General features: G+C 43.7%; 24 protein-coding genes. 22 read left to right on the forward strand and 2 right to left on the reverse strand.

The genetic code is table 11. The features are described from left to right. The 20 genes from RP262_RS08835 to RP262_RS08930 form a co-directional block, all read left to right on the forward strand. Window positions 1-982: hypothetical protein (locus RP262_RS08835; protein WP_311154910.1), on the forward strand; the 982-nt coding region annotated here is incomplete at its 5' end. Window positions 983-1408: 426 nt separating this feature from the next. Further along, window positions 1409-2833, forward strand: a complete 1425-nt coding sequence (gndA, locus tag RP262_RS08840; protein WP_002894560.1) for an NADP-dependent phosphogluconate dehydrogenase — start codon at window positions 1409-1411, stop codon at window positions 2831-2833. Between the two features lie 9 nt (window positions 2834-2842). Further along, window positions 2843-3532, forward strand: a complete 690-nt coding sequence (locus RP262_RS08845; RefSeq protein ID WP_311154911.1) for a response regulator transcription factor — start codon at window positions 2843-2845, stop codon at window positions 3530-3532. Between the two features lie 287 nt (window positions 3533-3819). Then, window positions 3820-6012, forward strand: a complete 2193-nt coding sequence (locus RP262_RS08850; protein ID WP_311154912.1) for a PTS transporter subunit IIBC — start codon at window positions 3820-3822, stop codon at window positions 6010-6012. A gap of 17 nt (window positions 6013-6029) precedes the next feature. Next, on the forward strand, window positions 6030-6845 hold the full coding sequence (locus tag RP262_RS08855; protein WP_311154913.1) for an endonuclease/exonuclease/phosphatase family protein: 816 nt from the start codon (window positions 6030-6032) through the stop codon (window positions 6843-6845). A 169-nt stretch (window positions 6846-7014) separates the two neighbouring features. Continuing rightward, window positions 7015-7488, forward strand: a complete 474-nt coding sequence (gene nrdR, locus RP262_RS08860) for a transcriptional regulator NrdR (RefSeq protein ID WP_268683337.1) — start codon at window positions 7015-7017, stop codon at window positions 7486-7488. Next, the gene (locus RP262_RS08865; protein ID WP_311154914.1) at window positions 7489-8643 is read left to right on the forward strand and encodes a DnaD domain protein; all 1155 of its coding nucleotides are present in this window, start codon (window positions 7489-7491) and stop codon (window positions 8641-8643) included. Beyond that, on the forward strand, window positions 8644-9543 hold the full coding sequence (gene dnaI / locus RP262_RS08870; protein WP_311154915.1) for a primosomal protein DnaI: 900 nt from the start codon (window positions 8644-8646) through the stop codon (window positions 9541-9543). After that, complete coding sequence (locus RP262_RS08875) at window positions 9540-10256, forward strand: NADPH-dependent oxidoreductase (RefSeq protein ID WP_311154916.1); 717 nt, start codon at window positions 9540-9542, stop codon at window positions 10254-10256. The genes dnaI and RP262_RS08875 overlap by 4 nt, the downstream gene beginning before the upstream one ends. 42 nt (window positions 10257-10298) lie before the next feature. Then, a complete protein-coding gene (gene der / locus RP262_RS08880; RefSeq protein WP_060976632.1) occupies window positions 10299-11609 on the forward strand; it encodes a ribosome biogenesis GTPase Der in 1311 nt (436 codons plus the stop codon). A gap of 127 nt (window positions 11610-11736) precedes the next feature. Continuing rightward, a complete protein-coding gene (locus RP262_RS08885) occupies window positions 11737-14838 on the forward strand; it encodes a DEAD/DEAH box helicase (RefSeq protein WP_311154917.1) in 3102 nt (1033 codons plus the stop codon). 54 nt (window positions 14839-14892) lie between these two features. Then, on the forward strand, window positions 14893-15552 hold the full coding sequence (locus RP262_RS08890; RefSeq protein WP_311154918.1) for a cystathionine gamma-synthase: 660 nt from the start codon (window positions 14893-14895) through the stop codon (window positions 15550-15552). A gap of 280 nt (window positions 15553-15832) precedes the next feature. After that, on the forward strand, window positions 15833-17167 hold the full coding sequence (murC, locus tag RP262_RS08895) for a UDP-N-acetylmuramate--L-alanine ligase (protein ID WP_011837372.1): 1335 nt from the start codon (window positions 15833-15835) through the stop codon (window positions 17165-17167). Window positions 17168-17178: 11 nt separating this feature from the next. Beyond that, complete coding sequence (locus RP262_RS08900; RefSeq protein ID WP_311154919.1) at window positions 17179-17691, forward strand: GNAT family N-acetyltransferase; 513 nt, start codon at window positions 17179-17181, stop codon at window positions 17689-17691. Then, window positions 17691-18194, forward strand: coding sequence for a GNAT family N-acetyltransferase (locus RP262_RS08905; RefSeq protein WP_311154920.1), 504 nt, complete (start codon window positions 17691-17693; stop codon window positions 18192-18194). Before RP262_RS08900 ends, RP262_RS08905 begins: the two co-directional genes overlap by 1 nt. Before the next feature lie 61 nt (window positions 18195-18255). Further along, a complete protein-coding gene (gene mltG, locus RP262_RS08910; RefSeq protein WP_311154921.1) occupies window positions 18256-19755 on the forward strand; it encodes an endolytic transglycosylase MltG in 1500 nt (499 codons plus the stop codon). 145 nt (window positions 19756-19900) lie between these two features. Continuing rightward, entirely contained in the window at window positions 19901-20383 is a 483-nt protein-coding gene (greA, locus tag RP262_RS08915) for a transcription elongation factor GreA (RefSeq protein ID WP_311154922.1), read from the forward strand. Between the two features lie 153 nt (window positions 20384-20536). Then, a complete protein-coding gene (locus RP262_RS08920; protein ID WP_311154923.1) occupies window positions 20537-21157 on the forward strand; it encodes a GTP pyrophosphokinase family protein in 621 nt (206 codons plus the stop codon). Between the two features lie 4 nt (window positions 21158-21161). Further along, window positions 21162-21863 carry a response regulator transcription factor gene (locus RP262_RS08925; protein WP_311154944.1) on the forward strand — a complete coding sequence of 234 codons (702 nt, stop codon included), beginning with the start codon at window positions 21162-21164 and terminating at the stop codon, window positions 21861-21863. Beyond that, the gene (locus RP262_RS08930; protein WP_311154924.1) at window positions 21847-23082 is read left to right on the forward strand and encodes a HAMP domain-containing sensor histidine kinase; all 1236 of its coding nucleotides are present in this window, start codon (window positions 21847-21849) and stop codon (window positions 23080-23082) included. The genes RP262_RS08925 and RP262_RS08930 overlap by 17 nt, the downstream gene beginning before the upstream one ends. Before the next feature lie 116 nt (window positions 23083-23198). On the opposite strand, the gene yidC is transcribed toward RP262_RS08930, so the two are convergent. Both yidC and RP262_RS08940 read right to left on the reverse strand, forming a co-directional pair. Further along, a complete protein-coding gene (gene yidC / locus RP262_RS08935) occupies window positions 23199-24122 on the reverse strand; it encodes a membrane protein insertase YidC (protein ID WP_311154925.1) in 924 nt (307 codons plus the stop codon). 81 nt (window positions 24123-24203) lie between these two features. Continuing rightward, entirely contained in the window at window positions 24204-24482 is a 279-nt protein-coding gene (locus RP262_RS08940; RefSeq protein WP_311154926.1) for an acylphosphatase, read from the reverse strand. Between the two features lie 84 nt (window positions 24483-24566). Here RP262_RS08940 and RP262_RS08945 point away from each other — a divergent pair, with 84 nt between their 5' ends. After that, window positions 24567-25307, forward strand: a complete 741-nt coding sequence (locus RP262_RS08945) for an RNA methyltransferase (protein WP_311154927.1) — start codon at window positions 24567-24569, stop codon at window positions 25305-25307. Between the two features lie 44 nt (window positions 25308-25351). Beyond that, window positions 25352-25843: an HD domain-containing protein gene (locus tag RP262_RS08950; RefSeq protein WP_311154928.1), complete on the forward strand. Its 492-nt coding sequence runs from the start codon at window positions 25352-25354 to the stop codon at window positions 25841-25843. The last annotated feature ends 15 nt before the right edge of the window (window positions 25844-25858 follow it).

Below are 25858 nucleotides of genomic sequence, written 5' to 3' on the forward strand. Positions count from 1 at the left end.
AACAGAAACTATATTTTTTAAATATTATAAAGATAAGTATTTTGAATATTCGAAAATAAATAGATTAGAATTATTTTCGAAAGTATTGTTTACTAATAATTTTTTAAATTTAAATGAGTTCCCCTTACTTCCAAATGATTTTCATATAGTCAGTAGCGAGTTCGATTCTAGAATAAAAGAATTATTTCAAAAATGGGAGATACTATTTTCATTTATCTATCTAGCTTCTTTTTCATTTCTTCATAAAGAGGAATTAAATTTATCGAAAAATGCAACAAAGAACATAACAGATGTTATAAATATAAATCAATTTTCATTTTCATATACCAAAGAAATATATGATATTTTTAGTTGGATTTACCATGATGATATTTATCTAGATAAACTTACAATAGCAAGAGAAGTGATAGAATCACAAACATTTCATTTTAGTGATTTAAAATTAAGTGTGAGAGATATTTCAAGGGCTTATAATTTATATATAAAAAATAATGTGACCGAATATCTAAGTGCTAAAAAGGATATAGGTAATTTTATAGTACATACACTGTATGAAATGGATCAGTATCGTAATGTTATAATTGGTAGTTTTAGTAATAACTTTGTTGCGTTAGTAGCATTTATTACGACTACTATGATAGCTAATATTGTATCCGATTCTCCGCTAGATAATATTTTTAGTAAAGATATTCTATGGTTGTTGCTGTTTGCGCTTTTTGGTTCTTTAATTTATTGTTATTTATCTAATAAAAAATTTAATAAAGATATAACAGACTTCAATAAAGTTTTTGAGAGATTAAAAAATAATTATAAGGATATTTTGACAGAGGAAGATATTGTTAGTTTATTTTCTGAATCTGAATTTAATCAACAAATCGAAAATATATCAGAGATTAGACTGAATATAAATATTATTTGGATTATATCTTCTATTTTGTTAATTTTTCTTACTATTGTCGCATTATATAATAAATATACTTAATCTATTTCTAGAAAGCAGGTTACTACATGACAAATTTTGTAAGTTCGAACCGTCCTGAGAAGTACAACATTGCAGCTTTCTTCTTAGGTGTTGGGGAATTGAGTTAAAATTTGAATAGCCTAACTAGTTCCTAATGGTGTAAATCAATTAGCTTATTAGTATGCACGTCAGTCTTATAAGTTAAATCACCTATATACTCATCTGAATGATTGGGATATTCATGTTGTTCAGCCAGAGAACATTCCAACTATGCATTTGGAGATTATTATGAAAGTCTCTACTTTACTGTAAATTCCCTCAACCAAGTTCAGTTTCATCTGAGCTTGGTTTTTCTATACCTCTCCTCTTTCATCCCTCTCCGACTTAATACTTTCTTTTAAGCCTTAAAAATGATAAAATAAGACAAACAAACTATAGGAGAACATAATGACTAAAGCAAATTTTGGTGTTGTTGGTATGGCTGTTATGGGCCGTAACCTTGCCCTAAATATCGAATCTCGTGGCTATACAGTTGCCATCTATAACCGCTCAGCAAACAAGACAGAGGACGTCATTGCCTCTCATCCTGAGAAAAATTTTGTGCCTAGCTATGATGTAGAGTCTTTTGTAAACTCTATTGAAAAACCACGTCGGATTATGCTGATGGTTCAAGCTGGTCCTGGTACAGATGCGACTATTCAGGCGCTGCTCCCTCACTTGGACAAGGGCGATATCCTGATTGATGGCGGGAATACTTTCTACAAGGATACTATTCGCCGTAATGAAGAGTTGGCTAACTCTGGTATCAACTTCATCGGTACAGGTGTTTCCGGTGGTGAAAAGGGCGCATTGGAAGGACCATCTATTATGCCAGGTGGTCAAAAAGAAGCTTATGAGTTGGTAGCGGATGTCTTGGAAGAAATCTCTGCTAAAGCTCCTGAAGACGGTGCACCATGTGTGACCTATATTGGTCCTGATGGCGCTGGTCACTATGTAAAAATGGTCCATAACGGGATTGAATATGGAGATATGCAGCTTATCGCTGAGAGTTATGACCTGATGCAGCACTTGCTGGGACTTTCGGCTAGTGAAATGGCAGACATCTTTACGGAGTGGAACAAAGGCGAGCTGGACAGCTATCTGATTGAGATTACAGCGGATATCTTGACACGCAAGGACGATGAAGGTCAAGCTGGTCCAATCGTTGACTATATTCTGGATGCGGCTGGCAATAAGGGAACTGGTAAGTGGACCAGTCAATCTTCACTGGATCTAGGTGTGCCGCTGCCATTGATTACAGAGTCAGTCTTTGCACGTTACATTTCTACCTATAAAGATGAGCGTGTGGCTGCTAGCAAGGTATTGCCAAAACCAGCTGCTTTCACCTTTGAGGGAGACAAGGCAGAGTTGATTGAAAAGATCCGCCAGGCTCTTTACTTCTCAAAAATCATGTCTTATGCTCAAGGATTTGCTCAATTGCGTGTAGCTTCTAAGGAAAATAATTGGAATCTGCCGTTCGGAGAGATTGCTTCTATCTGGCGTGCTGGCTGTATCATCCGTGCCCGCTTCCTGCAAAAGATTACAGATGCTTATGGCCGTGATGCTGACCTAGCCAACCTGCTCTTGGATGAATACTTCATGGATATTACAGCTAAGTATCAGCAGGCAGTCCGTGATGTTGTCAGCTTGGCTGTGCAAGCGGGAGTACCAGTGCCAACCTTCTCCAGTGCCATTGCTTACTTTGATAGCTACCGTGCGGAAAATCTGCCAGCTAACCTGATTCAGGCGCAGCGTGATTACTTTGGTGCTCATACATACAACCGTAAAGATAAAGAAGGTACCTACCACTATTCTTGGTACGACGAAAAATAGGATAGGCCTATGGCAAAGCGAATTTTACTAGTAGAAAATGAAAAAAATCTTGCCCGATTTGTGAGTTTGGAACTACAAAAGGAAAGCTTTCTTGTAGATTTAGCTGAGACAGGTCAAGAGGGACTGGCTCTGGCTAAAGATGTGGATTATGACTTGCTCTTGCTCAACTACGATCTTCAAGATATGACTGCCAGCGATTTTGCTAAGCGGCTGAGCTTGATTAAGCCAGCTTTGGTCATTATCGTTCTGGCTAGTCGCGAAGAGATTGCAGATCAGCAGGAAGCAATCCAGCATTTTGCTGTTTCCTACGTGGTCAAGCCTTTCATTATCAGTGATTTAGTGGAGCGCGTCTCCATCATTTTCCGCGGGCGCGACTTTATCGACCAGCACTGCAGCCTCTTGAAAATTCCGACCTCTTACCGCAATCTGCGAGTGGATATTAAAAATCATACGGTTTACCGCGGTGAGGAAGTTATTGCACTGACGCGGCGGGAGTACGATCTGCTGGTAACCCTGATGGGCAGCAATAAGGTCATGAGCCGTGAGCAACTGCTGGAGCGTGTCTGGAAGTACGAGAGTGCAACCGAGACCAACGTTGTAGATGTTTATATTCGTTATCTGCGCAGTAAAATTGATGTGGAAGGGCAGCCAAGCTATATCAAAACCGTTCGCGGTGTTGGTTATGCCATGCAAGAATAAAAATTCAAAACTCTGTTCTCCTTAGGAGACAGAGTTTTTTTGCTCTTGTTACAGTATTGATAGGAGAAATAATGCAGACTTTCTGGTCATTCTATGCAATCGTTTTCGTTGAAATATAGCAAAAACATGTCTCGTAAAAAGAAATTTTAGCCTTTGGAATGCAAAAAAAGAGAAAATATTTTTATAAAAGCCTTTACAAAATAAAAAATCGTGCTATAATAGATGTATCGACATGCAAACGATTTCACAAAAACGGACTTGTTTGCAAAAAATATAAGGAGGTCTGAATGATGAAAGATTCATTCAAGAACATTTTTAGCTTTGAATTTTGGCAAAAATTCGGTAAAGCTTTGATGGTGGTCGTTGCTGTTATGCCGGCAGCAGGACTGATGATTAGTATCGGTAAATCGATTCCGATGATTAATCCAAATCTAGGTGTTTTAGTCACTACTGGCGGTGTTTTAGAGCAGATTGGTTGGGGGGTTATTGGTAACCTGCATATCCTATTTGCTTTAGCTATCGGTGGAAGCTGGGCAAAAGAACGCGCAGGCGGTGCCTTCGCAGCGGGTCTTTCCTTTATCCTGATTAACCGTATCACTGGTGTTATGTTTGGTGTTACCAGCGATATGCTCTCAGATAAGGCTGCTGTAGTTAAAACAATGTTTGGTGCATCAATTAAGGTTTCAGATTATTTCATCAGCGTTCTGGAGTCACCAGCTCTGAACATGGGTGTCTTTGTCGGAATTATTGCTGGTTTTGTTGGAGCGACAGCTTATAACAAATACTATAATTTCCGTAAATTGCCAGATGCTTTGTCATTCTTCAATGGTAAGCGTTTTGTACCTTTTGTTGTTATCTTGCGCTCAGTAATCGTAGCAATTGTTTTGTCATTCGTATGGCCAGTTGTTCAATCAGGTATCAACAGCTTTGGTATTTGGATTGCTAACTCACAAGATACTGCACCTGTTTTGGCACCATTCATCTATGGTACTTTGGAACGTCTCTTGCTTCCATTTGGTTTGCACCACATGTTGACCATCCCAATGAACTACACAGAACTAGGTGGTGTTTACCACGTTATTACTGGTTCTGGTGCGGGAACAACTGTAGCTGGTCAAGATCCACTGTGGTTGGCTTGGGTAACTGACTTGGTTGGTACTAAATCAGCTGATCCTTCTACTTACCAGCACTTGCTTGATACAGTTCATCCAGCTCGTTTCAAAGTTGGTCAGATGATTGGTTCATTTGGTATCCTTATGGGGGTAGCAGCAGCTATCTACCGCAATGTGGATGCTGACAAGAAGCACAAATACAAAGGTATGATGATTGCGACTGCTTTGGCAACCTTCTTGACAGGGGTTACTGAACCAATCGAGTACATGTTCATGTTCGTTGCAACACCGCTGTATATCATTTATGCATTTGTACAAGGTGCTGCGTTTGCAATGGCTGACATCGTTAATCTTCGTGTGCACTCATTCGGTTCTATCGAATTTTTGACCCGTACTCCTATGGCCATCAATGCTGGCTTAGGGATGGATATCATCAACTTCATCTGGGTAACTATCCTATTTGGTGTTGTGATGTACCTCATTTCTAACTTCATGATCAAGAAGTTCAACTATGCAACTCCAGGACGTAACGGCAACTATGAAACAGCAGACGGTTCAGATGAAGCTTCTTCATCAGAGTCAACCGGCGGTAAAGTTGCTGAAGCTTCTCAAGCAGTAAATGTTATCAACCTTCTGGGTGGCCGTGCTAACATCGTTGATGTAGATGCATGTATGACTCGTCTGCGTGTGACTGTCAAAGATGCTGAAAAAGTTGGAACAGAAGAACAGTGGAAAGCTGAAGGCGCTATGGGCTTGGTTATGAAAGGCCAAGGCGTTCAGGCTATCTACGGACCAAAAGCTGACGTTCTTAAATCGGATATTCAAGACTTGTTGGATTCTGGTGAAGTGATTCCTGAAACACTTCCTAGCCAAAAAGCAGAATCAGCAGCTGCCGAAGTTACTTACAAAGGTGTGACTGAGGAAGTTGAAACTGTTGCGGACGGTCAAGTCATTGACTTGGCAGATGTTAAAGATCCAGTCTTCTCACAAAAAATGATGGGTGATGGATTTGCAGTTGAGCCAGAAAATGGTAAGATTTATTCACCAGTTGCTGGTACTGTAACTAGCGTCTTCCCTAGCAAGCACGCTATCGGTCTTGTGACAGATAACGGATTGGAAGTCTTGGTACATATTGGTTTGGAAACTGTTAGCCTTGAAGGTAAACCATTCGAAGTTCATGTTTCAGAAGGTCAAAAAGTTGCAGCTGGAGATCTTCTAGTCACAGCTGACTTGGAAACAATCAAAGAAGCAGGACGTGAAACTTCAACAATCGTAGTCTTCACAAATGCAGCAGCTATCAAGTCTGTAACAGTAGAAAAACTTGGTCAAGCATCTGCTAAGACAGTTGTTGCTAAGGTTGAATTGTAATATAGAAAAGAGAAATCATGGCAAAATTCCTGACATTAAATACTCATAGTTGGATGGAAGAAGAGCAAGAAACCAAGCTTAATCAGTTGGTAGAGAGCATTCTTCAAGAAAAATATGATGTCATTTGCCTGCAGGAAGTCAATCAATTAACGGAGTCTGAACAGGTTGTTCAGGCTCCTTTCTATCAGGCGGTTGAAGGAGCGATTGCGATTCATCAAGACCATTTTGCTCTCTGTCTGGTGGAAAAGTTGGCTGAGGCAGGACTGGACTATCATTGGTCCTGGGCCTATAATCATATTGGGTTTGATATTTATAACGAGGGAGTGGCAATCCTATCCAGAAAACCACTAGCTCCTAGAGAAGTTCTGGTATCAGAGGCTAATGATCCTACGGACTACCATACCCGCAAGGTCTTGCTAGCCGAGACTGAGGTAGAAGGTCAATTGCTGACAATTGCCTCCTGCCATCTGTCTTGGTGGGACAAAGGCTTCCAGGGGGAATGGGCTAAGCTTGAAGCAGAGCTGCTAAAAGTAGAAAGTCCCTTGGTCCTGATGGGGGACTTCAACAATCCAGTCGGCCAGCAAGGTTACCAGACCATCTTAGCCAGTCCACTGAAGCTGCAGGATAGTCATACTGCTGCAAAAGAAATTGTTGGAGAGGCAACAGTAGAAGGGACTATCGCAGGCTGGGATGATAATAAGCATGCTCTGAAGATTGATTATGTTTTCACTAGTCAGGGGATGGACGTTGAGCGCTCTGCTGTTATTTTTGACGGGAAAGCAGCACCTGTTATCAGTGACCACTTTGGTTTAGAAGTGCAAGTGACATTATAATAGTAAAAAGATGAGGCAAAACTGAGAATGCAACAGATTGCCTCGCTTTTTCTTTTTGATAAACATATTTTTAGGGCAAAATGGTGAAATATTACCCTCCAAACGGCTGTCTTTTGTTATTCTTGAAAACGTGTTATAATGAAGTATTAGGATTCTAGGAGGAAATGGTATGCGTTGTCCGAAATGTAGTGGGAATAAATCAAGCGTAGTTGATAGCAGACAGGCAGAAGATGGAAACACAATCCGCCGCCGCCGTGAGTGTGAGGAATGTCAGCACCGCTTCACGACCTACGAGCGCGTCGAAGAGAGAACCCTAGTGGTTGTCAAAAAGGACGGGACACGTGAGCAATTTTCTCGAGATAAGATTTTTAACGGTATTATTCGCTCCGCTCAAAAGCGGCCAGTATCTAGTGATGAAATAGAGGAGATTGTCAACCGAATCGAGCAAAAGGTCCGCAGTCAGAGCGACAATGAAATCAATAGTGAGTATATTGGATCCTTAGTCATGGATGAACTGGCTGAGCTGGATGAAATCACCTACGTTCGTTTCGCCAGTGTTTACCGGAGTTTCAAGGATGTGGGGGAGCTAGAAAGCCTGCTCAAGCAGATTACCAAGGGGTCCAAGAAGAAAAAGGACAAATAAATGAAACCAAACCATCAGTTTTCTTTCTTGCGCAATAATGCAGTCAGCCCAGATATTGCTATCTTGACCAAGCTCTATCTGCCGATTTTGGGGAGAGAAGCAGTAACACTTTATCTTTATCTGCTGTCTTTTGGGGATAATGGGCAAAAGCAGCACCTCTTCAGTCAGATTCTTAATCATTTAGATTTTGGACTTAATATTTTAGAAGAAAGTTTTGAGCGTTTAGCGGCGATTAAGCTAGTAGATCTTTATCAAACAGATGACTATTATCTGGTTCAACTCCACCCGACCTTAACGGCGGAGGAATTTTTCAGCCATAATGTGTACAGCCGGCTCTTGGAAAAGAAAATCGGAGAAGCTGCTGCAGAAGCCCTGCGACCAGAAAATCCTAGCGGAGATAAATTGATCAAGCCTTTTATGCAGGTGTTTGGTATGGAAGCTGAGCAGCCAAGGGCAGTGCGAAAGGCCAATGATTTTGACTTGGAGTATTTCAAGCAACGGATGGCTCAGGACAATCTTCGCTTTGCCAATGAAAAGGAAGATGTGCTAGAATTGTTTGCAATTGCTGAGCAGAAGAAGTGGACTTGGTATGAGACCTATGTCTTGGCTAGAGAAACTGCTGTTTCTCAGGTTATTTCTACCAAGCGGATGAAGCAAAAGCTAGCTCAGAAGCCAGCAGAAGGTCAGTTTTCTAAGCAAGAGCAGTCTATTATCCAAGAAGCGAAACGAACATCGCCAATGGTTTTCCTGGCAGAAATTAAAAAAACCCGTCAGGCTGCTATTACGAGGACGGAGAGAAAGCTTTTGCTAGATTTAGCTGAATTAGGCCTTTTGGACGAGGTTATCAACGTAATCTTGCTTTTGACCTTTAATAAGGTGGATTCAGCCAATCTCAATGAAAAGTACGCCCTCAAGGTAGCTAATGATTTTTCTTATCAAAAGGTGACGACAGCTGAGGAAGCTGTCTTGAAAATCCGTGAGCGCAACCAGCAGCCCCAGAACCGTCCAGCTAAATCTGGACAAGGCTCTACCAAGAGCAACGTACCTGACTGGAGTCAGCCGGATTATAAAAATGAAACGAGCGCAGAGAAGCAGGCCGAGCTAGAAGAGCAGAAACGTCGGCTCTTAGCCAAACTTGAAGGAGGAGGCGAATAAATGGAGAAAATAGGACAGAATATGCCTCATATGAATAGGGTGCGGCAGTTTGACTATCAGGAGCTGGTCAAGCAGATTATGGCCGATCCAGATGTGGCAGCCTTTATCCAGCAGGAAAAGCTGACCCAAGCTGAGATTCAGCGCAGTGTTTCCAAGTTTAACCAGTATATTACGGAGCGCAACCGCTTTTTGCTGGGGGATGAGACCTATATTGCTAAGGGCTATAAGCCAATCTTGGTGAAAAATGAAGGCTACGCGGATGTTGCCTATGAAGAGACGCCTGAGTTGATTGAGCAGGAGAGACAGGAGGCCATTAGAAGCCGTCTCAATCTTATCAGCCTACCAGCCAGTCTCAAGGAGGCCAGTCTGGCTCAGGTGGATCTGGATGATGTTGGTCGCTACAAGGCTTTTGAACTGTTGACCAACTTCGTTGCTGAGTTTCCGAATTATCAGAAGGCTGTTTATCTCTACGGCGATTTTGGTGTCGGAAAAAGCTACATGATGGCTGCTCTGGCGCATGATTTGTCAGAAAAACGCAGTGTTTCAACGACTTTGCTCCACTATCCGAGTTTTGTTTTAGATGTTAAGAATGCGATCAGTTCAGGCTTGGTCAAGGAGAAGATCGACCAGGTCAAGATAGCCCAAGTGCTGATCTTGGATGACATTGGCGCAGAGCAGTCCAGTCCTTGGATACGGGATGAGATTTTGCAGGTCATTCTCCAGCACCGCATGCAGGAAAATCTGCCAACTTTCTTTACTTCTAACTTTAGTTTTGCGGATTTAGAGCGTCACTTTGCCAGCTCTAAGAATGGCGATGAGACTTGGCAGGCCAAGCGAGTTATGGAGCGGATTAAGTTTCTGGCTCAGGAGGTACGCCTAGAAGGAGAGAACCGCCGATGAATGAAACAATTAACTTGATGAAAGCTCATACGTCTGTTCGCCGCTTTACGGAGGCGCAGATTTCGGATAAGGAATTACGTGCCATCATTGATGCTGGGCGGGCTGCGTCCAGCTGGAAAAATTTCCAGTCATACTCTATCATTGTGGTGCGAAGCAAAGAGAAAAAAGAAGCTCTTTTTGATCTGGTGCCCCAAGAAGCCATTCGGCAGTCTTCGGCCTTCCTGCTTTTTGTTGGCGACCTCAATCGTGCCCAAAAAGGCGTTCACATGCATACGGAAGACTTTTATCCTGAGGGAACAGAAAACCTCCTGATTAGCTCAGTAGATGCCGCTTTGGCGGGGCAAAATACCCTGTTAGCAGCTGAAAGTTTGGGTTATGGCGGGGTAATCATTGGACTGGTTCGTTATGCTGCTAGTCAAATAGCGGAGCTTTTCAAACTGCCGGACTACACTTATCCAGTCTTTGGGATTGCTCTGGGAACTCCCAACCAGAACCATGCAGTCAAGCCACGTTTGCCTTATGAAGCAGTGGTCTTTGAGGAAGAATATCGTGAACAGGATTGTGCAACTATTCAAGCCTATGACTGCGTACAGACTGAATATGCTGGCGAGCGAGCTAAGGAAACCTGGAGTCAGCGCCTAGCTGCCCAATTTGGTCAGGAGCCTAATCAGGCTATTGACCAATTGTTCAAAGAAAAGAAATTAGAAAAATAGGGCGGAGTTTGGCTCTGTCCTAAAGAATGAAAGAGGAAAAACATGGCCTTACCAACTATTGCCATTGTCGGCCGTCCTAATGTCGGCAAATCAACGCTCTTCAATCGGATTGCCGGTGAGCGGATTTCCATTGTGGAAGATGTCGAAGGAGTGACCCGCGACCGAATCTATGCGACAGCAAGCTGGCTCAACCGTAAGTTTAGTATTATTGATACGGGCGGAATTGACGATGTTGACGCCCCTTTTATGGAGCAAATCAAACACCAAGCTGAGATTGCCATGGACGAAGCGGATGTCATCGTGTTTGTCGTGTCTGGCAAGGAAGGGATTACAGATGCGGACGAGTATGTGGCTCGCATGCTCTACAAGACCCATAAGCCGATTATCTTAGCAGTCAATAAGGTGGACAATCCCGAAATGCGCAATGAGATTTTTGATTTCTATGCGCTGGGCTTGGGCGATCCATTCCCAGTTTCTTCAGTCCACGGTATTGGTACAGGGGATGTTCTTGATGCAATCGTTGAAAATCTGCCAAATGAAGAAGTGGCTGAAAATCCTGATATGATTAAGTTTAGTCTGATTGGCCGTCCTAATGTTGGTAAGTCTAGCTTGATCAATGCCATCTTGGGGGAAGACCGAGTCATTGCTAGTCCAGTGGCTGGTACTACGCGTGACGCTATTGATACGGTCTTTACAGACAGTGAAGGTCAGGAATTTACCATGATTGACACGGCTGGTATGCGCAAGTCAGGCAAGGTCTATGAAAATACGGAAAAATACTCTGTCATGCGGGCCATGCGGGCCATTGACCGCTCAGATGTCGTTTTGATGGTGCTTAATGCTGAAGAAGGAATTCGTGAGTACGACAAGCGAATCGCTGGCTTTGCCCATGAAGCAGGAAAAGGGATTGTCATCGTTGTCAATAAGTGGGATACGCTGGAAAAAGACAACCATACCATGAAAGACTGGGAAGCAGATATCCGCGACCAATTCCAGTATCTGTCTTATGCGCCAATTATCTTTGTTTCTGCCCTGACCAAGCAGCGTCTCCATAAGCTGCCGGACATGATTAAGCAAATCAGTCAGAGTCAGAATACCCGCATTCCGTCAGCGGTGCTCAATGATGTTATCATGGATGCCATCGCGATTAATCCGACACCGACCGACAAGGGCAAACGCCTCAAGATTTTTTATGCGACTCAGGTAGCAACTAAACCTCCGACCTTTGTCATCTTTGTCAACGAAGAAGAACTCATGCACTTCTCTTACCTGCGTTTCTTGGAAAATCAAATCCGCAAAGCTTTTGTCTTTGAAGGGACGCCCATTCACTTGATTGCAAGGAAGCGGAAGTAGAGTTGTAAAACAGCAATTTGACAAACATACGTTTATATGTAAAGATGAAAGTAAGCATAAGAGCTTGCTTTTCTTTTTTTATGTCGAAAGTATGGTATAATGGTGAGATAAATGTAAGGTGGTAATTATGGCAAAATTAATTCCTGGTAAGATTCGGACAGAAGGAATTGCCCTGGTTGAAAACAATAAGGTAGTAATCCTTGAGGTCAGTGATTCTCTTTTATATGCTCGTGTGGACGAGTGTAATCTGCGCTATAGCTTGGATGATGATGTCATCTTTTGTTATTGTGACTTTTTCCAGAAGAAAAAATATTGTGCCCATCTGGCAGCCTTGGAGTATTATCTGAAAAATGCCCCATCGGGGAAAGATGTACTAAAGAGTATGGAAGAAGAGGAGTTGACCAGTCAGGAGACCCAAGAGCTGGTTTCTTTCGGAAGCTTGTTCTTAGATAAGGTCTTGCCGGAGAAATCCGATCAACAGGTTCGTTATGAGCTTTCAGCTACTGGTCAAGAGGATTCTTATACAGGACAGTTTCTCTGGAGTCTCCGGATCAGTCGCTTGCCGGACGAGCGCTCTTATGTTGTCCGAGACGTTCTTTCCTTCCTTCGGACCTTGGAAAAGGGTGGGCATTATCAGATTGGTAAGAGTTACTATGAGGCTATTCATTTGGAGGATTTTGATGAAGCCAGTCAAGATTTGCTCGTTTTCCTGCAGGGGCTAGTGCCAGACTATCAGGGGCAAGATTCCTCTTTGATTTTCCCAAATGCTGGGCGCAATCTTTTCTTCCCAGCCAGCATCTTTGAAGAGGGAGTTATCTTCCTGATGAATCTGTCTTCTTTCCGCTTAGAGTACAGCCTTTACGACTACAGTGAAGTCTTTTTCCAAGATTTACATGAAGAGGCAGAAGTTTATACTTTCCAAGTGGAAGAGCATGAAGAGCATTTTGAGCTAGTCATTGCTGAGAAGAATTATAAGATGCTTTATGATGGGCAGTTTATCTTTTATGGAGATACCTTCTACCAGCTAAATCCTCAGCAGATTAGACTGATGAAGGCTTTACGGGAGTTGCCTATAGAGCATGATCGGTTGAAGCGCCTGCAATTCGACTTGTCAGAAAGGACTAAGCTGGCTTCCAGTTTGTCTGAGTTTAAAAAAGTTGGTCGGGTAGAAGCACCTGAAAGTATGATGATTCATGACTTTACAGCCAAGTTTGACTTTGACATCGGTCCTGACAAGCGTCTGATTTTGGACACTGTCTTTGACTATGGAGACAGGAAAGTGACGACTCGCAAAGATTTGGAACGTCTGCCTTTTGCAGGTAATTTTGAGCATGAGCAGCAAGTCTTTAAGCAAATGCTGCAGGCAGGTTTTGTGGCAGACTTTTACAGCCAGCGACCGCCTCTGAAGCCAGAAGAAATTTACCATTTCTTCTCGGAAGTGATTCCCAATTTTGAGGCTTTGGGCCGTGTCAGCATGACAGAAGAGTTAGAGGCACTGGCACAGACAGAAAGTCCAAGGATCTCTGTCAAGATGAAGGGCGGCCTCTTAGATGTTGGTTTCGATTTTGCCGGTATTGCGCAGTCAGAGATTGACGCGGTGCTTGATTCGCTCTTTAAGGAGCAGGACTTCTTTATCAGTAAGTCTGGGCAAGTCTTGATTTTCGATGAAGAGACCAAGGAGATGAGTCGGACTTTGCAGCAGCTGCGGAGTAAGCGGACTAAAAATGGCTTCATTCAGACCAGCAGTCTGGCAGCTTATCAACTGGCAGAATTTTTCAAGGGCAAGGATAAGGTACAGTTTTCAAAAGATGTGCAGCAGCTAGCCTTTGACCTGACTCACCCTGAGGAATTTCCTCTTCCTAAGCTGCAAGTCAAGGCTGACCTTCGGGATTATCAAGAGACGGGTGTCAAGTGGCTATCCATGCTGGATAAGTATGGATTCGGTGGCATCTTGGCTGACGATATGGGACTAGGGAAGACTCTGCAGACGATTTCTTTTCTGAGTTCGCGTATAGATGACTCTAAGAAAGTCTTAATCTTGGCGCCATCCAGCCTGATTTACAACTGGAGCGATGAGTTTGCTAAATTTGCTCCGCATTTGGATGTGGCGGTGGTGTATGGTCTGAAAAATGTTCGTGATGAGCTGATAGCGGAGAAGCATCAGATTACCATTACCAGCTATGCTTCCTTCAGGCAAGATGTGGAAGAATACCGGGACAACCACTTCCAGTATCTGATTTTGGATGAGGCTCAGGTCATGAAGAATGACCAGACCAAGATTGCCCAGTATTTGCGGGATTTTGAGGTGGAGCATACCTATGCCCTTTCTGGAACGCCGATTGAAAATAATCTGGGAGAACTTTGGTCTATCTTCCAGATTGTCATGCCAGGACTTTTGCCAAGCAAAAAGGAATTTTTAAAACTGCCGGCTGAGAAAGTCGCTCGCTATATCAAGCCATTTGTCATGCGGCGCAAGAAAGAAGATGTGCTGCAGGAATTGCCTGATTTGATTGAAGTTGCCTATCGCAATGAATTGGCAGATAGTCAGAAGACCATTTATCTGGCTCTGCTCAAGCAGATGCAGGACAGAATCATCCATGCGACAGAAGATGAAATCAACCGCAGCAAGATAGAGATTCTGTCAGGTCTTATGCGTCTCCGTCAGATCTGTGATACTCCGAAGCTGTTTATGGAAGATTACGAGGGCGAGAGCGGTAAGCTAGAAAGTTTGCGGGAATTACTTGAACAGATACAAGATGGTAATCATCGTGTCCTCATATTTTCACAATTTCGTGGTATGCTGGATATTATCGAGAATGAGCTAGACAAGCTAGGCATGGAGTCCTTTAAGATTACAGGCTCTACTCCGGCCAAGGAGCGTCAGGACATGACAACAGCCTTCAATGACGGCCAGCGATCAGCCTTTTTGATTTCCCTTAAGGCTGGAGGTGTCGGTCTCAATCTGACCGGTGCAGACACAGTTATCTTGGTCGACCTCTGGTGGAATCCAGCGGTTGAGGCCCAGGCCATCGGCCGTGCCCACCGTATCGGACAGGAGCGCAATGTCGAAGTCTATCGGATGATTACACGGGGTACGATTGAGGAGAAGATACAGGAGTTGCAGGAGAGCAAGCGCAATCTGGTTTCGACTATTCTCGACGGAGCAGAAGCCAAATCCAGTCTCTCTGTGGAGGAAATTCGAGAAATTCTGGGAATTTCGGCAGAATAGCTTGAAAAATAGCCTGAATAGTTTATAATAATGAAGGGTTGAAAGGAAAAAGATATGACTGATAAACAATTTCCTCTGGTGTCAGATGATGAAATCATGCTGACGGAAATGCCGCATATGAATCTTTATGATGAACTGGATCTCATTAGCAACATTACCGGAGACTATACTGACCGTAATTATTTGGAATGGATGCCGATCGTGGACTCCAACAGGCATGCTCCCATCGCTGCCAGTCAGGCTATCAGAACACCGTTGCAAAAGCAGTCTGCTTTCAAGGATTTTAAAAAGCCGATTGATAAGAAAGATCCAGCTATCCGTTATGCTGAGCAGGCACGCGAGGAAGCTCGGGCAGATTTGAAAAAGAAGCGTTCAGCGTCTTATCTGACCAGCGACCTTCCGACTAAGGTCCGTAGCAGAAAACTTCCGACTGCTTCTAATGCGGAAAGACCTAAGCCAACAGCCCCTTTTCAGAAGAATACATCAGGGGAATTTACGAAGTTTGGCGACAGGCTTCAGCAGGATAACTATATTTTGGCGGATATTCAGCCAGAGTATAGCCCTCAGCCGCAGGAGCCGGAAGAAAAGCCTAAGAAGAACAATTATGATTTTTTAAAAACCAGTCAGATCTATAATCAGGATAGAGCTAAGGAGGAGCAGTTGAAGCATTCCAAGGCTCAGGAACTGAACTTGACAGGCTTGGACAGCGAATAAAGCTGGCTTGCTCGAGCCTTTTCTGCCTGCAGTTTTCTGATGTATAAAGGAAATTGCTGTTTGATTATGTAAATGTAAAATCTATCTGCATATAACATCCATCATCGGTTGAAGAGGACCGATGCTAGAAGCTGGGACTTACTGATTGGTCCGGCTTCTTTGGTGTTTTGGTGGTGCCTAAAAGCTTGTAAAGAAAGAAAATCCCTGTGGGCTGATGAGGGTCTGCGGAGATTTTCCTCTTGGGACTTGCTTTTATGGCCTTGTATCTTAAGGAGTAATCATGACGAAAACCTATCATTTTATCGGGATTAAGGGCTCTGGTATGAGCGCTTTGGCTTTGATGCTGCACCAGATGGGCCATAAGGTTCAGGGCAGTGATGTTGATAAATATTATTTCACTCAGCGCGGTCTGGAGCAGGCTGGCATTTCCATTCTGCCTTTTGATGAAAAGAATATCCAACCAGACTTCGAAATCATTGCCGGCAATGCCTTTCGTCCAGATAACAATGTAGAAATTGCCTATGCAGACGCAAACGGCATCAGCTATAAACGCTACCATGAGTTTTTAGGCAGCTTCATGCGTGACTTTGTCAGTTTGGGAGTGGCTGGTGCACATGGGAAGACATCTACAACGGGTATTCTCTCCCATGTTCTCTCCAATATCACGGATACTAGCTATCTGATTGGAGATGGTACTGGCCGCGGTTCTGCCAATGCCAAGTATTTTGTCTTTGAGTCAGACGAGTACGAGCGTCATTTCATGCCTTATCATCCGGAATATTCGATCATTACCAATATCGACTTTGACCATCCGGATTATTTCACAAGCCTGGAAGATGTCTTTAACGCTTTCAATGACTATGCCAAGCAGATTACCAAAGGGCTCTTCATTTATGGAGAAGATGAGCAGCTGCGTCGGATTACGTCCAATGCCCCGATTTACTACTATGGTTTCAAGGAAGAGGGCAATGACTTTGTCGCTCACGACCTCTTGCGTTCCACCAGCGGATCAGGTTTTAAAGTTTCTTTCCGCGGGCAAGAGCTGGGTGAGTTCCAGATTCCAAGCTTTGGCCGTCACAACATTATGAATGCGACAGCAGTAATCGGCCTCTTGTATACAGCAGGTCTTGATCTGAATCTAGTTCGGGAACACCTCAAGACCTTTGGCGGGGTTAAGCGCCGCTTTACAGAGAAAATTGTCAACGAAACAGTTATCATTGATGACTTTGCTCACCATCCGACGGAAATTATCGCAACCTTGGATGCAGCCCGTCAGAAATATCCAAGCAAAGAAATCGTGGCGATCTTCCAGCCGCATACCTTCACTCGGACCATTGCTCTCTTGGACGAATTTGCGGAAGCCCTCAATCAGGCTGACTCAGTCTATTTAGCTCAGATTTACGGATCTGCACGTGAGGTGGACAAGGGCGATGTCAAGGTCGAAGATTTGGCTGAAAAGATTGTGAAGCGGGCCAAGGTCATTGACGTGGATAATGTTTCTCCGCTTCTTGACCACGATAATGCCGTTTATGTCTTTATGGGAGCTGGTGACATCCAGACCTATGAATATTCCTTTGAACGTCTCCTGTCCAATCTGACCAGCAACGTTCAGTAGGAGGAGACTTGATGGAAGGACCGATTCGAATCAGGCAGGCTGACTTGAGCGACTGGGAAGAAATTCTTGCAATTGAGCAGCTGAATTTTCCAGCAGCAGAAGCAGCCAGTTCAGAAGTTCTCAAAGAGCGGATTGAGCAGATTCCAGATACTTTTTTGCTAGCAGAGCTGCATGGTCAGCTGGCGGGCTATATTGTTGGACCAGCTGTTCAGGCGCGATATTTGACAGATGACTTCTTTAGCAAGGTGGGTGCTAATTCTCCAGAAGGTGGCTTCATTGCCGTCCAAAGTCTGTCCGTCCATCCTGATTTTCAGAGGCAGGGGGTCGGAACCTTGTTGCTTGCAGCTCTCAAGGAGACAGCTGTTCAGCAAAATCGAAAGGGCATTAGCCTAACCTGTCATGATGAGCTGATACCTTATTATGAGATGAATGGTTTCGTCCACGAAGGGATTTCTGACTCAACTCACGGTGGGGCTGTTTGGTCTGATATGGTGTGGGGAAATCCCAATTTTAAGGAGAAGTGATGATTATCCGTCAAGCTCAAATGGCTGACTTAGATGCCATTTATGCGATTGAATTGGAAAATTTCAGTCCAGAAGAGGCTGTTAGCCGCGAAAGTCTAGCAGCACATATCCAAACTCTATCTTCGACTTTTTTGGTAGCAGAAAAGGAGGGTAAGGTTCTGGGCTATCTGGAGGGACCTGTCCGTCCAGAACGTTATTTAAAGGATATTTCCTTTACAGAGGAGATTGAAGATTATGGTCATCTGGATGGTGGCTTTATCTCACTGACCAGCCTTTCTATCTCAAAAGATGCTCAGGGGATGGGAGTCGGTCGCAAGCTATTGGAAGCTATGAAAGAGATTGCTATAGCAGAAGAACGCCACGGCATCAATCTGACCTGCCACGACTACCTTACCGCTTACTACGAGAAGCATGCCTTTGTAAATGAAGGTTTGTCAAAATCAACTTACGCAGGCGCTACTTGGTTTGACATGGTCTGGGAAAATCCTAGTTTCAAACTGTAAAAAACCAATAATAAGCTAGAAAATCCTACTCTTATTGCATTTATCTGACTTTTAAGATATAATGTTAGGGATTATGATGAAGGAGGTCAAATTTTTGACTGAAAAATCACAAGACAAAGAGAAGAATCTGAGCTTTAAAGAGCAGATTTTGAAAGATTTAGCTGGAGAAAAGGAAGAACAAACTCCCTCTTCAACTAGCCAATCAGAAGCGGACTCTGCTTCTGCAAAAGAAACAGCAGCTGCGGAGGACTTTGAAGCTAGACCGGCTTCGGTAGATGTTTCCTACAAGGTTTCAGAGAATGAAAAGGCTCACCCTCAGGTCTATGGCCGAGTGGATGAGGAAGATAAGAAGCCCAATGAGGTCCTATCTCGGGCTAATCGGGCTAACAACACGGTCAAGAAAAAACGTCAAAACACCTTAGCCCGCAGAATTATGACAACGGTTCTGCTGATTGTCCTACTGGGACTTGTGGTTACAGGAGTTGTCGGCTATACTTATGTATCCTCAGCTCTTAAACCTGTTGATGCAAACGCAACAGAGTATGTGACGGTTGAAGTACCAGAAGGTTCAAGTTCTAAACAGATTGGGGAAATCCTCGAGAAAAAGGGGCTGATTAAAAATGCCCAAGTTTTTAGTCTCTATTCCAAGATTAAAAGCTTTAACAATTACCAGTCTGGCTATTACAATCTCCAGAAGAGCATGGACCTAGATACCATTGCTCGGCAGCTTCAGGAAGGTGGAACAGATACACCGCAACCACCAGTTGTTGGCAAGGTTACTATTCCTGAAGGATATACACTGGAGCAGATTGCAGAGGCTGTGACGGTTAATGCAGCTGCAACTTCTAAGAAGACTAGCAAGACACCTTTTAGTAAGGACGATTTCCTAGCTAAGGTGCAGGATGAAGCTTTCATTTCCAAGATGGCGGCTAAGTATCCACAGCTGCTGGGCACATTGCCAAGCAAGGACAGTGGAGTCAAGTACCGCTTAGAAGGTTACCTCTTCCCTGCCACTTATAACTATGGTGAGGATGCGGATTTGGAAAGCTTGATTGACCAGATGTTGGGCGCTATGAATACCAATCTGTCTTCTTACTACTCTACTATTGAATCAAAGAACTTGACGGTTAATGAAGTTCTGACTCTTGCTTCTCTGGTGGAAAAAGAAGGTTCGACAGACCAGGACCGTAAAGATATTGCCAGCGTATTTTATAATCGTCTCAATCAAGCGATGCCGCTTCAGAGTAATATCGCTATCCTTTATGCTCAAGGCAAGCTAGGAAAGAAAACGACTCTGAAAGAGGACGCTGAGATTGATACCAATATTGACTCGCCTTTCAATGTCTATAAAAAAGAAGGGCTTATGCCTGGACCAGTTGATAGTCCGAGCCTATCTGCTCTAGAGGCTACCATTAATCCAAGTAAGACGGACTACCTCTACTTTGTGGCAAATGTTGAAACAGGCGCTGTTTACTTCGCTAATACTTATGAGGAACACGCCAAAAATGTTGAGGAGCATGTCAATAGCAAGCTCACTCAATCCAGTAGCAGTTCTAATTAGACTGCTGTCATTGCAGACGAGAGAAAGCTAGCTCATTTTGTTCTAGCTTTCTCAGTCCTGCTATATAAAAAAGGGACTGATACAGACTTGTCTCAGCCTCTTGTTTTAGTTTTAAAATAAAAGAAAATAAAAGAAAAGAGAAAAAATGGCTGAAAAAACTTACCCTATGACCCTAGAGGAAAAGGAAAAACTAGAAAAAGAATTAGAAGAATTGAAATTGGTACGTCGTCCAGAAGTGGTAGAACGTATTAAGATTGCCCGCTCATACGGCGATTTGTCAGAAAACAGTGAATACGAAGCTGCTAAGGACGAACAGGCTTTTGTAGAAGGTCAGATTTCTAGTCTGGAAACCAAGATCCGCTACGCTGAGATTGTAAACAGTGACGCTGTAGCCAAGGACGAGGTAGCTATCGGCAAAACAGTTACCATCCAAGAAGTAGGCGAAAGCGAAGAGGAAGTTTACATTATCGTCGGTTCTGCTGGTGCAGATGCTTTCGCAGGCAAAGTATCCAATGAAAGCCCGATTGGTCAATCCCTGATTGGCAAAAAGACAGGTGATACTGCAACAGTCGAAACACCGGTTGGTAGCTACGACGTTAAAATTCTCAAGGTTGAAAAAACTGTTTAATAAATACCAAAAGGAACTGGCTAGAAGACTGGTTCTTTTTTCGTTTCTTTTAAGACAGAGAGTGTAGGCTAGATAAGAAGAGCAGGGGAAAAATAGAGAAAAGACAGATGGATATGCTATAATGAGAATAAGCTAGAAAAGTAGGAGAACTGTATGCAAGAGCAAGATATTTATGGGGAATACGGCGTCTACCTGCCAAAGATTTTAGATGATCTTAGTCAGCGTATTCAAGAGGCTAATGATCGAGTCAAGCAGGAAACAGGGCAGAAGCTTTTTGAGCATTTTAATGCACGGGTCAAGCAGGCAGCCAGTATGGAAGATAAATGTCAACGCAAGAATCTGCCTAGGGCGCCAGAGTCAGCCCTGAAAGAAATTCGTGACGCGATTGGGATTCGGATTGTTTGCGGTTTTATCGAGGACATCTATCAGACTATTGAGGTGCTTCGTCAGCTGGAGGGCTGTGAGATTGTTCTGGAAAAGGACTATATCCGGGCTGCCAAGCCTAATGGCTATCGCTCCTACCACTTGATATTAGAGGTGGAGACTCCTTATGAGGATTGTCATGGTCAAAATCCTGGCCGCTATTTTGTAGAAATCCAACTTCGGACCATTGCCATGGACTCTTGGGCCAGCTTAGAACACCAGATGAAGTACAAGCACGAGATAAAAGACAGCAAGCGGATTGTCCGCGAGCTGAAACGCTGTGCAGATGAGTTGGCTTCCTGTGATGTGACCATGCAGACCATCCGCAATTTGATTCGAGAAAGTGAGTGAGATGATGAAGATTTTATTAGCTGAAGACGAGCAGCAGCTGTCCCGTGTCTTGGAAACGGCGATGACCCATGAAGGCTATCAGGTTGATACAGCCTTTGATGGGCAAGAAGCTGTGGACTTGGCCAAGGGAAATGCCTATGATTTGATGATTCTGGATATCATGATGCCAGTCAAGACAGGAATTGAAGCGCTGAAAGAAATTCGCCAAACCGGCAATACGACCCACGTCATCATGCTGACAGCTATGTCAGAGGTGGATGACAAGGTCACAGGGCTGGATGCCGGTGCAGATGATTATCTGACCAAGCCCTTCTCTCTGAAAGAACTTCTGGCTCGCCTGCGCTCTATGTCCAGACGAGTAGCGACGTTCACCCCCAATTTGCTGCAGATTGGCCAAACCAGTCTCAATGTCGGAGAACATGAGCTTATTAGCTCCAACTCTATTCGCCTAGCTGGTAAGGAATCTAAAATGATGGAATTTCTCATGCTCAATGCCCAGAAGAGTCTTTCTACTCAGGAAATCTTCCGTCATGTTTGGTCTAAAGACGAGGATGAGGATTTGGACGAAGGCTTCGTCTGGATTTATATTTCCTATTTGCGTCAGAAGCTGAAGGCTATTCATGCTGATCTTGCTATCTTGGGTGAGGAAGGCGGCAGTTTCACTCTGGTGCTGCTGGAAGGAGATAGCCATGTTTCGGAAGCTTAAAATTCGGTTCATTCTGCTGGCTTCGGCAGCTATTGTCTGTATTTTGCTGACCATGATTGCTGTCTTAAACTCCGTTCGCTTTTTGCAGACCAACGGAGAAATCCAAGCTGTTCTCAATATTCTATCTGCCAATAACGGCGATTTTCCCAGCGTAGAAGAAACAGCTGAGAGCTTGCAAAACGACCGTATCACCATTGACACCATCTACCAATACCGCTATTTCAGTGTGGTCTATAACGAAGACAAAACACTTTACTCCACCAACTTAGACCATCTTTCCAATCTATCTAAGGAGCAGGCGCTCAGCTATGCTAACAAAGTGATTAAGGACAGCCGCAGCAGTGGGGTTTTTAAGGTAGGCAGTCAATTTTATTCCTACCAGATAACGCAGGATTCCAAGACCAAGCGCTATTTACTGGTGGTCTTAGATTCGACCAATTATCTCGAAAGCCGCAATGACTTTTTCTGGCTGTCTATCCAGTTGTGCTTCTATAGCTTTATTTTCTTTGTCTTAGTCGTGTCTGGATTTTCCAACTTTGCCATCCGTCCCTATATCAAAAACTATGAAAACCAAAAGCGTTTCATTACCAATGCGGGACATGAACTGAAGACGCCATTGGCAATCATCTCAGCCAATACGGAGCTGCAAGAGCTGATGACTGGCGAAAATGAATGGACAGAAAGCACCAAGGACCAGGTCAAGCGTCTCAGTAATCTAATCAATCAAATGGTCGTTCTGGCCCGTTTGGAAGAGCAGCCAGATGTTACCTTGGTAGATGTAAATTTCTCAGAAGTTATCAAAAAAGTAGCAGGAAACTTCAAGTCTGTCATCGAGAAAGCAGGCAAGAAGTATGAGATCAAGCTGCAGGAAGATATCCATGTCAAGGCAACTGAAGATGAACTTTATGAATTGGTTAGTATCTTGATTGACAATGCCTGCAAGTATTGTGACGAAGATGGGCAAATTTTTGTCACCCTGACCAAGGCCAAGCGCGGGAAACGAGCTCGTCTGACTGTAGCCAATAGTTACGCGGGCGGCAAAAATGTTGATTACAGTCGTTTCTTTGACCGTTTCTATCGCGAGGACGAATCGCACAATCAGAAGCAGCCTGGCTACGGAATTGGCCTATCCATGGCAGAAAGTCTGGTGCGGATTTTCAAGGGCAGGATTTGGGTTTCATATAAGAAGGGCTTGATTGGCTTTACCGTTTTACTGTGATAGAGTCACCTCGTTCATCAGTTATTGCTTTGTTTTCTAAGCTTTTTATATCGGTTACGCTGATTCTTACTCGAGATTAAAAAAATTCTTCTAGTATTAGCTAGAAGAATTTTTCTTTATCTTGACCGTTGCTTACCAGCATTGCGGTTCTTTTTCTTTTTGTTCTTTTGCTCAATAGCTGGCTGAGCTTTTGGAGTGACATCTTTAGCCCGGCTAGCTTTTTTCAAACCTTTAGGAGGATTTTTTTCAAATTCCTCTGCTACCTGTTTTCTCAAGCGAGGTCGAATGATGTAGTTGATGATAAATTGCTGGATGATTTGGATAAATCCACCGACTACCCAGTAGAGAGTGACTGCGGCAGGAGAGAAGAATGAGAAGCCAACAATCATGATAGGACTCATATAAGAAGCCTGTTTCATGCTGTTTCTTTGAGTTTCATCTTCAATACCATGCAGAGAGAGCACTGACTGGATATAGTAGAGAATACCGACAATAGCGGTCAAAGCCCAGTCGCTTTTGGCCAGGTCTTTAATCCAGAGGAAGGAACTGCCTGCAACTCCTTGAGTATACTGGGCTGCAAAGAAAAGGGCTGAGAAGAAAGGCATTTGGATGAGCAGAGGCAGACAGCCTATACCGCCAAACATGCTGAGTCCATTCTCTTTTTGAGCAGCCATCAGTTCTTGCTGAGCCTTCATTTTCTCTTCCTGAGTTTCGGCATTTTTGATTCGATCTTGGATTGGGGCAAAAATCGGCTTGAAGTAGTTCATCTTTTCAGACTGAAGCGTTGCCTTCCAAGACTGATAGATTCCCAGCGGAAGAATGATAATCCGCACGATAAGCGTAACGATGATAATAGCCAGACCATAACCCAATCCTGAATTCTTGGCGAAAAATTGGATGCCATCCGCCATAGGCTGACCAATCACGTCCCAGATCAGACCAGAAGGATTACCAGCCTTGTCACGGCCTACACAGCCGGACAGGAAAAGAAGGGCAGCCAGTCCCATACCGGAGAATAAAAAGCGTTTGAAATGTTTCACGAGTTCATATCCTTTGTTTCTAAAAAATAATACCTATCTATTCTACTGTTTTTTTGCAAAATATACAATAGTTCTGCAGACCTAATTTGAAATTTTAAAGTCAGGATAGGAGTCGAAATTAGCCATGGTCACATCCAAATAGCTGACCTTAGAAAAAGGTGTCGGTCCCTTGCGGATTTCCTGGATAAATTTGGCCATCAGAGCTGAGTCATCAGCCTGAGCCAGAATGCCAACAGTTCCGTCGTCGTTGTTCCAGACTCGGCCGGTAATACCTCCGATTTCCAGTGCTAGAGAATAGACTCCCCAGCGGAATCCAACCCCTTGTACCCGTCCTTGAGCTGTCATTTTTACTTTCTGCATGGCGTCCTCCTTTAGTGAGCGGACCGAGGGGATTTAAGCCCTCAGTATGAGTGCAAGTCTGCTAAATTGTGGTATAATGTTCTTATGAATATTATAACCTCAAAAGTCAATAATGTGGTAAAAAAAGCTAAAAAACTTCATCACAAAAAATACCGCAAGGATTCTTATTTAATCGAGGGCTGGCATTTATTTGAGGAAGCTGTCAGCAGCGGGGCAGAGCTGATTCGGATTTTTGCTTTAGCGGAATATGCAGAGCGATTAGCTGATTTTTCTCAGGTAATCTTTGTCAGTCCGGAAATTTTATCAGATTTGGCTGATAGTAAGACGCCACAGGGCATTGTCGCGGAAGTGGCTTTTGAAAGGGAAGAGATACCGGCGGAGTTAAGCGGACGCTATCTTTTCTTGGAGGACGTTCAGGATCCAGGTAATGTCGGCACCATCATTCGGACTGCGGATGCAGCTGGGTTTGACGGGGTTTTCATCTCTCGTTTGTCGGCAGACATCTATAACCTAAAAACGCTGCGCTCTATGCAGGGGAGTCATTTTCACCTACCAGTTTATCGGATGGATACAGCGGATTTTATTAGGCTGGCTCAGTCTTCCAGTCTGCCAATTCTGGCGTCAACCTTGTCGTCAACATCTATCGATTACAGAGAGGTGGATAGTAAAGAGAGGTTTGCTCTAGTCATGGGCAATGAAGGGCAGGGAATTAGTCCAGAAATGACGGCAGCAGCTGATGTTCTGGTCCATATTTCCATGAAGGGGCAGGCAGAAAGTCTCAATGTTGCTGTCGCTGCTGGTATTTTAATCTTTCATTTAAGCTAAAAATCAGAAAAAGAGATATAATAGTTGGCAAGGGAGGTGATTCTATGCCTTACAAAAAGGACGAGGAATTTATGGCCTATGTTGGGCACTTGATTGAAAAGCCTAGTGTGCAGCGCCTGAAAGAAATTCCCCATCATATTCATTCCAATAGACTTGAACATTCCATCAATGTAAGTTATACTAGTTACAGAATTGCCAAAAAATTTGGCTGGAATGCTCGCAGCACGGCACGCGGTGCCCTGCTTCATGACTTATTCTACTATGACTGGCGTGTAACCAAGTTTAAGAAGAGTCATGCTTGGGTTCATCCCCGTCTGGCAGTTCGCAATGCTCGCAAGATTACTAAGCTTAATAAAGTCGAAGAGGACATTATCGTCAAGCATATGTGGGGCCTGACTTTGGCACCGCCTCGCTACAAAGAATCATTCGTTGTGACGATGGTGGACAAGTATTGGGCCGTCAAAGAAGTAACGGCACCTTGGAGACGCAAGGTCAGTAATCGCAAGCTCTTTCATCGAAAGATGCTAAAACCGTAAATGTTTTATTATAAA

Origin of the sequence: uncultured Streptococcus sp. (genome assembly GCF_963456385.1) — a bacterium.
Lineage (GTDB): Bacteria > Bacillota > Bacilli > Lactobacillales > Streptococcaceae > Streptococcus.